This window comes from Roseiarcus sp., from assembly GCF_052145395.1.
Lineage (GTDB): Bacteria > Pseudomonadota > Alphaproteobacteria > Rhizobiales > Beijerinckiaceae > Roseiarcus.
The window spans coordinates 1-8,634 of record NZ_JBKQOT010000160.1; the positions used below are offsets into that span (position 1 = coordinate 1).

The following is an 8,634-nucleotide window of genomic DNA, read 5'->3' on the forward strand; positions in this document are numbered from 1 at the left end:
GCGCCACCTCACTCAGCACAGCGGCGGCTTCGTCATCACCCGCGACCGGCTGGACGAGATCGCGCCGATCATGAATGCGGCGATGGAGGACCGCACCACCATCGAATGGGACAAGGACGATCTCGACACGCTCGGCCTACTCAAGATCGACGTGCTCGCGCTCGGCATGCTGACGGCGCTGTCGAAGGGGCTCGTCCTTCTCGGCAAACATTACGGCGAGCGGCTTTCGCTCGCGACCATCCCCTCCGAGGAGGCTTGCGTCTACGCCATGATCCAGCGCGCCGACACGATCGGCGTGTTCCAGATCGAGAGCCGGGCGCAGATGTCGATGCTGCCGCGGCTGAAGCCGGCGAGTTTTTATGATCTCGTGATCGAGGTCGCGATCGTGCGCCCCGGGCCGATCCAGGGCGACATGGTGCATCCATACTTACGCCGAAGGCAGGGGCTCGAGGACGTCGTCTATCCGTCGAAGGAGCTCGAGGCGGTGCTGATGAAGACGCTCGGCGTGCCGCTGTTTCAGGAGCAGGCGATGAAGATCGCCATCGTCGCCGCCGGCTTCACGCCCGCCGAAGCCGACAAGCTCCGGCGCGCCATGGCGACCTTCCGAAGGGTCGGCACGATCCAGACCTTTCAGGACAAGATGATCGAGGGCATGGCGGCGAAGGGCTACGAGCGCGAATTCGCCGAGCGCTGCTTCCGCCAGATCGAGGGTTTTGGCGAATACGGCTTTCCCGAGAGTCACGCGGCGAGTTTCGCGCTCATCGTCTACGCCTCGTGCTGGATGAAGTGCCGCTATCCGGACGTGTTCGCCGCCGCGATGCTCAATTCCCAGCCGCTCGGCTTCTACGCCCCGGCTCAGCTCGTGCGCGACGCGCGCGAGCACGGGGTCGAAGTGCGCGAGGTCGACGTAAACCTCTCGGACTGGGACTGCACGCTGGAGCCAAGGCCCCCTCTCCCCGCGTGCGGGGAGAGGCATAGCCCGTCGAGAGACGGGCGTCTTTCGCCGCCCTATGGGATGAGGGGCGGCGCGGATTCTTCCGGAGAGGGCGGCGCAGCCCCTCATCCGGCCGCTGCGCGGCCACCTTCTCCCCGTGAACGGGGAGAAGGGATCCACCCTCGCCACGCCGCCATGGCGGAACACATCCGCGCGACGCACGCGGTGCGCCTGGGCTTGCGGCAGATCCTCGGGGTCAAGGAGGACGACATGCTGAAGCTGGTCGAGCGGCGAGGGGAGGGCTACGACTCCGTGCGCGATTTGTGGCTCAGGAGCGGCCTCTCCCCCGCCGCGCTGGAAAAACTCGCCGACGCCGACGCCTTCCGCTCGCTCGGCCTCGACCGGCGCGAGGCGCTGTGGGCGGTGCGCGGGCTCGACCGGGTCGGCGACCAGGACGCGCTGCCCTTGTTCGCCGCCTCTCGCCCCGAGCGCGACGCGGAGCCGGACGCCAAGCTGCCGCCGATGCCGCTCGGCGCGCATGTGGTCGAGGACTACCGCCGCCTGTCGCTGTCGCTCAAGGCGCATCCGACCTCGTTCATGCGCGCGCGATTGTCGGCGCGCGGAATTTTGCGCTCGGACGCGCTTGCCTCGGTCAGGAGCGGCGAGCGCGTGACGGTCGCGGGCCTCGTGCTGGTGCGCCAGCGGCCTGGCACTGCCAAGGGCGTCATCTTCATGACGCTCGAGGACGAGGCCGGCGTCGCCAACGTCATCGTCTGGCCGAAGGCGTTCGAGCGGCTGCGCGCGATCGTGCTCGGGGCGCGCTTCATCGCGGTGATCGGGAAATTGCAGAACGAGCAGGGCGTCATCCACGTCGTCGCCGACCGCATGGACGACCTCACCCCGATGCTCGGGCTTTTGTCGGAGGCGGGCGCAACGATCGACCCGAGCGCGCGCGCCGACGAGGTCAAGAGGCCGCAGATGACCATGGCGCAGAAGCGCCAGGGCAACCGCTTCGCGAGTCCCCCGCGCCTCGACGACCCCCGCGCGCCGCCGACGCTGCCGCTCGACACGATCGAAGTCCGCAAGGCGATGCCGGCGGGACGGAATTTTCAGTGAGCCGGCTATGGCCTCGCCGCCAGGCGATGCGAAACGAGAGCGCGGTCGACGGTGACGAGCTTCAGCCCTTCGATCTGGCATTGCGCGAGCAGCATCCAGTCGAACGGATCGCGGGTTGCAGGCTCGGGGTCCACGGCCACGAGCGCATGGCGTTCGTCGATCGGCACGATCCGGATGCCGAGGCGCTGGAGAATCCTTGGCAAGGCGTCGAGCTCGGGGACCAGCCTGAGCATGCCCAACCGGCATTTGATCGCGATCTCCCACAGGCTCGCGGCGCTTAAATGAGACTCGGCCTCATCGTCCTCCATCAACACTACGATGGCCGCTGGCAGATTGGCCGAGCTAGACCCGATCAGCGCCAGGAAAATATGCGTATCGAGCAGCAGCCTCATGCGTCAGGCGGCAAGGGGCGCAGGAGAAAATCTTCCGGCAGCGGATCGTCGAAGTCGTCGGCAATGAATTCGACCAGGTTGTCGGTTCCGAACTCCCGCTTGAATTCCTCGATCGCTTCGAGACGCAGACCCTTCTTCGGCTTGTGCGGCGTCATGTCGAAAACGGGTGCGCCGTTGCGCGTGACGACAATCGTCTCCCCGCGCTCGACCTTGCGGGCGAATTCCGACAGCCGGTTCTTCGCTTCGCGGATGGTGACCGTCTTCATCCCCGCATTGTCTCCGCAAGTGGCCGCGGCGTCCAGCCGATCGGCCTGTGCCGGGTTCGCCTCGTCCTTGCCGGCGTGGCGCTGACCGGACGGGTGGTCCGCGCGCGCCTTTAGGGGCGGGTTTGCGCGCGCACAGGCGCCAGCCGCGGCCGCCACTTGGCCGGTACGACGTTCCCGCGCAGGCCGCCGCCGCGCGGCGGTTCGTCGTCGTCCTTCGGCGGGAACATCACCGCCGCCGCGCAGACGAGGCCGCCGAACGACGTCATGAAGCCGACGTAGAGCAGGAAAACCGCCTGCACGCCAAGCCCGCTGTCATGGATGAGCGGCCGGATGCCGAACGGATCGAACACAAGCAGCAGCGTGGCGCACAAGGCCCCGCCGAGCGTGCCGAGAATCCAGTGGAAGATCATGTAACGGACGAGCGGGTCAAGCTTCTTCGTCTTCGCTTGCCGCGGGCCGTCGGCAGGCGGCGCCTGACACTTCTCCGACTGCGCCATGGGAACCTCCGTTATCGCTCTGCGTCCGGCCTCCCGATCCAACTGCACACGATCGCGTGTCATCTTATTGCTGCCGCCGCGGCGGTCAAATGGCGGCCGCGTGGCAAAAGCGCGCCGGATCAGCGGCGGGTTTTGAGCGCGTCAGCCAGCCGCGCGGTCGCGGAGCCGGGCTTCAGCGGCTTCTGCTGGCTCTCGTGCGGCGCCCAGGCGCTGAGCCAGACGATGTCGAAGGTCGCGCGCAGACGTCCGTCCGGATCGGAGAACCGCTCGGCGTAGGCCGCCGCGGCTCGCCCCAAGACTTCGCGCCGCAGCGGCTTGCGGCTGCGGTCCGCGAGGGCGTTGGCGGCGCCGAAGGCCCTGAGGTCGCGCATCAGCGCAACGATGTCGAGATAGCGGACGGGGACGCGGTCGAGATCGACGACCGGCAGCGCGAAGCCCGCCCGCTGCGCCAGCGCGCCCAGCGCACGCACGTCGACAAAGGGCGCGACGCGGGGCGCCGCGCCGCCGAGGACCTCGCTCTCCGCGAGAGTCAGGCTCTGCCGCAACTCGGTCAAGGTGTCGCCGCCGAGGAGCGCTGCGACCATGAGCCCGTCGGGCGCGAGCGCTCGCCGCATCTGGATCAGCGCTCCGGGCAGATCGTTGACCGTCTGCAGAGCGAACAGCGACACGACGAGGTCGAACCGGCCGTCGGCGAGCGGCAGGCGCTCGACGTCGCCGATCGCCCGAAGATAGTCGCCCGCGCCGAGGCTCGAGCGGGTGGGGCCGAACCGCAACACCCGGTCGATCTGACCGCCCGCCGCAAGCGCCGCCGCTGCGTGGGGGCCGGGGGTCCCGAGGTCGGCGGCGAGGGCGAATCGCCGCTTGACCAGCGACAGCCGGTCGGCGAGGTCCTCGGCCGCGCGCCGCAGGAGGAAATCGGCGCCGCCGCCGTCTCCGGCGCGCGCCCAGGCCCGATCGAGCCACCGGCGCCCAAGCGCGCGGTCGAAGATTTCCGGAGGGGATGGGGCCATCGGCCCTCCTTATGCGACGACCGGTCCTCTCGCGCAAACCGGAGGATCGCGCTAGCCTTGTTCCATGGATGCGGATTACGCCTTTCCCGCATATGACGTCGCCGCCCCGGACTGGAGGCGGCGCGCGCTCGGCCTCGCCCGGCGGCTGGCGAAAGCGGCCATCGATACGCTCTATCCGCCGACCTGCCTCGCCTGTCGCGCCGCGACCGAGGCGCATGGCGCGCTTTGCCCGCGGTGCTGGAGCGCGATGCGGTTCATCGAGCGGCCCTATTGCGAGCGCCTTGGTACGCCGTTCGAGCAGGACCTCGGCGAGGGGCTCCTGTCGCCGCAGGCGATGGCCGACCCGCCCGTCTTCGCCCGCGCCCGCGCCGTCGCCCGCTTCGAGGACGGGCCGGCGCGCAGGCTCGTCCACCGCCTCAAATACTCCGACCGCGCCGACCTCGCCCGGCCGATCGGGCGCTGGATGGCCCGGGCGGGGGCGGACATCCTCGCCGACGCCGATTGTCTCGCGCCCGTGCCGCTTCACCCGCTGAGGCTGTGGCGCCGGCGATTCAACCAGGCCGCCATGCTGGCTCGCGAAGTCGCTCGCGCGACCGGAAAGCCCTGCGACGTCAATGCGCTGATCAGGGTCAAGGCGACCCACAGCCAGGTCGGCCTCAGCCGGGCGCAGCGCGCCGAAAACGTCCAGGGGGCGTTCAAGGTCGCCGACGGCGCAAGGGTGAAGGGCCTGAACGTCGTGCTTGTCGACGACGTGCTCACCTCGGGCGCCACCGCCAACGCCGCATCCCGCGCGCTCATCCGGGCAGGTGCGAAGCGGGTCGACGTGCTGGTTTTTGCTCGGGTTGTTACGGGCGGATGACCGCCCATATAGTGCGGATTCAGGCCCATCCGCGCCAAGGAGTTGGATTCCAAGTGCAGCCGGTCGTCATCTACACAAAATCGACGTGTCCCTACTGCCACGCCGCGAAGTCGCTGCTGGAGAAAAAGGGCGTGGCGTTCGAGGAAATCGGCGTCGATGGCGACCGCGCAGCGCAGGCGGCGATGGCCGAGAAGACGGGCGGACGTTCGACTGTGCCGCAGATTTTCATCGGCGGCAGGCCTATCGGCGGCTGCGACGATCTCTATGATCTCGATGCGGCGGGCGGGTTGGACCCGTTGCTGGCGGGCTGACCCATGATCAAATATGCGCTCGGCTGCGCCGAGGGGCACGAATTCGAGAGCTGGTTTCCGGACAGCGCCGCTTATGAGAAGCAGCGCGAGCGGGGGCTCGTCGTCTGTCCCGAGTGCGGGTCGACCGCGGTCGACAAGGCGATCATGGCGCCGGCCGTCGTCGGCGGCGGCGAGCGCCATCAGCCTGAGCCGCCCGCCGGAGCGCTGCTCGACGACAAGCGCCGCCAGGCCCGCGAGATGATGGCCAAGCTCCGGCACGAGATCGAAGCGAACACCGACGACGTCGGCGCCAAGTTTCCCGAGGTGGCGCGCGCTATCCACGCCGGCGACGAGCCGGAGCGGGCGATCCGCGGCCAAGCGAGCCTGGACGAGGCCCGCGCGCTCATCGAAGAGGGCGTCGGCGTCCTGCCGATGCCGGCGCTCGCCGACGAGATGAACTGAGCGATGCCCGCCCGGCGAGGCGCGCGGAACTTCCCGCTGGCGCGTCCTTACGAGGCCTGTGCGGCGAGACGGGCAAAACGCTCCTCCAGCCTCGCGACGTCGTACGGTTCGAGCCGCGCGGCGCAGCCGTCCATGATGCGCTTGCCGCGCTGGAAAAGCTGACGGCGGACCGAGGGATCGACGCTCGCCGCCGAGACGTCGCCAAGCGCGCGCATCAGCCGCAGGCTGACCGCCGCGTCGGTGACGGAATAGTGGCGGATCTGCTCGAAGGCGAGGTCGAGCAGCGCCTCGAAATCCGCCCACGGCGCCACGACGCGAAGGACGTGCGGCGGATCGTAGTGGTAGGTCTGCGGCGGCGCCCGGCCGGTCCAGCGGATCAGGATCGCGCTGAGCTGGTCGACCCCGCTGATCGCCGTCGTCGGATCGTTGACCGCCGGCGAGATCGCTCTCAGCGCGATGTCCACGATCTGGACGATGCCGAACTCGATGTCCTGCTGCATCGTGCGGGTTGGGCCGATGTCGATCGCCGCGATGAACTCTGCGGCGCGCTCCGCTGAAATCCGCTCGCCGTGCGAGGCGGTGATGAGAACCCCTCCCTCCGGAACGAACTGGCCGACGCGGCGCTCGAGCCTGAGGCACACGCCGAGCGACTTGGCGAGCGCCGTCAGCTGCGGGATGTCGAGAAACCGGATGTAGCCGGACCGCGGGCTCGGAATGGCCGTGACGAGAGCATCGAGCGAGACGCCGTAAGCCAGGTCCCAGTGCGCCGGACGCCAGGGGTAGGGCATCAGTTCGTCGATCACCTCCTCGGTTTCCCGCGCGATGCGGTCGAGGATGTGATTGACGCTGATGGCGTTCGAGATGTGGTGGATGAAATAGATGAGCCAGCCGACGCAGACCGGCGCGAGCGCCATCGCTCCGGTGACGGTGACGACCGGCGCGAATGGCGTCGGCAGCGAGCGCGCCGCGGGCAGGGCCGCGATGCAATAGGAGAAGGTTCCCAGGAAAACGCCGAGCGTCCACTGCGTGACGTGGTCGCGCACGAAGCTGACCAAAATGCGCGGGGAGAACTGGGTCGAGGCCAGCGTCAGCGTCATCAAAAGGATGGCGAACACGATCGACACGACCGTCATGGTCGAGGTCGCGATGCTGGTCAAAATCGCCTGCGCGACCTGAGGATCGGCCTGCGAGGGAAAGAGCGTCTGCGGGATGAAGGCGCGAATTCCGGGATATTGCTCCTCGAGTCCCGAGAGAACCGTCCCGGCGGTCGCGAGCGCCAGGACGATCAGGAACGGCCGGATCAGGAAGCCGCCGCGGAACGCATAGGACGCGGCCTTCAACAGCACCGGCAGTCGCTTGAACATGACGCGATCCCCTCGCCGCCGCGGCGATTCGGCCGGCCGGCGCTTTTCCGGCGAGGTTTGACGGATTTCGGTCGCGGGACAAGCAAAAGCGGCGACGAGGCCCGCTGCGGCTTTCGGTCCCCAGTTCTTCGCCTCTGACGAAACGATTCGACCTACAAAACCTTGTTCGCGCCGGGAGCTTTGAGCAGCAGGCCCGCCAGCAGGTAGCACGCAAGGCAGGTCGCGGTCCCCGTGACAAGGAATTTCAGCGCCGGCGGCGCGGCGGCGGACCGCCATGCGAGCGCGAGTGCGACCAGCACCGGCGGATGGATGATGTAGATCGCATAGGCGCGACGCGACAGCGACCGCCATAGGGGCCCGAGCGTCTCGAACCGGCGCGTGTAAAAATGCAGCAGGCCCAAGATCACGCCCCAGGCGAGAAAAGGCTCCCAAAGCGCATAGACCGCGGCTTGCACATTCCAGCCGCCGGACTGCGCGCCCGCGAGCCATGGAATATGCCGGCCGAGCACGACCGCGATCGGCATCAGGGGAAAGGTCACCCATGCGACCGTGATCCACAGCCGCCGCTGCTCGGGCGGCGCCTCATCGAGGCACGCCCAGGGCGCGGCGAGGCATCCGGCCGCGAACAGAACGACATAGCTGGCGAAATAGCCGAGTTGCAGATAGAGCAGCGTCGCGCCCGTAGGCCAGACGAGACGCAGCAGGAAAGCGGCGACGCCCGTGCCGAGCGCAGCCAGCGCGAGCGTCACGTCGGAGGGGAAAGACGGCGAGGCCCGGCGCGCGAGGCCCGGCGCGAAGGCGCGGATGGCGAGATAAAGGCCGGCGAAGATCAAGAGCGCCTCGCAGAACCACAAGGGGCCCGGCTCCATGCGCCCCTGTGTCCAGTTGCCGACGAGGGCCGCAAAGAAATTCCGTCCGCGCGCCGTCGCGGCAAGCGCCATCGTGGCGGGCGAGAGCAGCAGGAAATAGATGATCAGCGGCAGGCCGAGCCGCACCGCGCGCTCCCGTATGTAGACGGCCGCCCCATGTCGCTCGACCGCGCCCAGCGTGAAATAGCCCGCGAGCAAAAAGAACAGGCCCATGAAGAAGGCCTGATTGAAGCCGGAGAACAGGCTGAGGAGCTGGCTCGAGAGGTCCGGTCCCGTGCGCACTTCCTTGTAGTACCAGTCGCCCGAGGCGCCATAGGTGATCGCCGCATGGTGAAACAGCACCAAAAGCGTGAGCGACGCCCGCAACGCGTCGAGACCTCCGTCCCGGCGGGTGTTGCTCTTGCGCATTTCGTGGTCACTGCGACCACGGCTGCTTGTCGTCAAGACCATCGCTCAATCGCCAGCAATTCTAAAAGAAGGGCATTTTTTGGGATTCACAAATCAGGGGAAACATGATTCACGCTAGGGATGGAGATTTTGGCGTCGCTGTTGTCTGGCCTGAAGGCGGTTTGCGC

The 8,634-nt window shown here is 68.1% G+C and carries 10 protein-coding genes; 4 read left to right on the top strand and 6 right to left on the bottom strand.

Annotation, left to right across the window (positions count from 1 at the left end):
* On the top strand, positions 1-2,050 hold a 2,050-nt coding region (locus ACLP25_RS05535), incomplete at its 5' end, for a helix-hairpin-helix domain-containing protein (RefSeq protein WP_442468225.1).
* 5 nt (positions 2,051-2,055) lie between these two features.
* On the opposite strand, the gene ACLP25_RS05540 is transcribed toward ACLP25_RS05535, so the two are convergent.
* The 4 genes from ACLP25_RS05540 to ACLP25_RS05555 form a co-directional block, all read right to left on the bottom strand.
* On the bottom strand, positions 2,056-2,442 hold the full coding sequence (locus ACLP25_RS05540) for a type II toxin-antitoxin system VapC family toxin (RefSeq protein ID WP_442468226.1): 387 nt from the start codon (positions 2,440-2,442) through the stop codon (positions 2,056-2,058).
* The gene (locus ACLP25_RS05545) at positions 2,439-2,708 is read right to left on the bottom strand and encodes a type II toxin-antitoxin system Phd/YefM family antitoxin (protein WP_442468227.1); all 270 of its coding nucleotides are present in this window, start codon (positions 2,706-2,708) and stop codon (positions 2,439-2,441) included. The genes ACLP25_RS05540 and ACLP25_RS05545 overlap by 4 nt, the downstream gene beginning before the upstream one ends.
* Positions 2,709-2,818: 110 nt before the next feature.
* Positions 2,819-3,205 (bottom strand): hypothetical protein, encoded by a 387-nt coding sequence (locus ACLP25_RS05550; RefSeq protein ID WP_442468229.1) that lies wholly within the window; start codon positions 3,203-3,205, stop codon positions 2,819-2,821.
* A gap of 119 nt (positions 3,206-3,324) precedes the next feature.
* Positions 3,325-4,215 carry a methyltransferase domain-containing protein gene (locus tag ACLP25_RS05555; protein WP_442468230.1) on the bottom strand — a complete coding sequence of 297 codons (891 nt, stop codon included), beginning with the start codon at positions 4,213-4,215 and terminating at the stop codon, positions 3,325-3,327.
* 64 nt (positions 4,216-4,279) lie between these two features.
* Here ACLP25_RS05555 and ACLP25_RS05560 point away from each other — a divergent pair, with 64 nt between their 5' ends.
* From ACLP25_RS05560 to ACLP25_RS05570, 3 genes are read left to right on the top strand one after another with little or no spacing between them, the layout of a single operon-like run.
* Positions 4,280-5,074: a ComF family protein gene (locus ACLP25_RS05560; protein WP_442468231.1), complete on the top strand. Its 795-nt coding sequence runs from the start codon at positions 4,280-4,282 to the stop codon at positions 5,072-5,074.
* Between the two features lie 53 nt (positions 5,075-5,127).
* Positions 5,128-5,385, top strand: a complete 258-nt coding sequence (gene grxC / locus ACLP25_RS05565; RefSeq protein WP_442468232.1) for a glutaredoxin 3 — start codon at positions 5,128-5,130, stop codon at positions 5,383-5,385.
* Between the two features lie 3 nt (positions 5,386-5,388).
* Positions 5,389-5,826, top strand: coding sequence for a DUF1178 family protein (locus tag ACLP25_RS05570; protein WP_442468233.1), 438 nt, complete (start codon positions 5,389-5,391; stop codon positions 5,824-5,826).
* A 47-nt stretch (positions 5,827-5,873) separates the two neighbouring features.
* On the opposite strand, the gene ACLP25_RS05575 is transcribed toward ACLP25_RS05570, so the two are convergent.
* Together ACLP25_RS05575 and ACLP25_RS05580 are read right to left on the bottom strand one after the other, a co-directional pair.
* Positions 5,874-7,190 carry a DUF2254 domain-containing protein gene (locus ACLP25_RS05575; RefSeq protein WP_442468234.1) on the bottom strand — a complete coding sequence of 439 codons (1,317 nt, stop codon included), beginning with the start codon at positions 7,188-7,190 and terminating at the stop codon, positions 5,874-5,876.
* Positions 7,191-7,342: 152 nt separating this feature from the next.
* Positions 7,343-8,467, bottom strand: coding sequence for an acyltransferase family protein (locus tag ACLP25_RS05580; protein WP_442468235.1), 1,125 nt, complete (start codon positions 8,465-8,467; stop codon positions 7,343-7,345).
* Positions 8,468-8,634 lie beyond the last annotated feature (167 nt).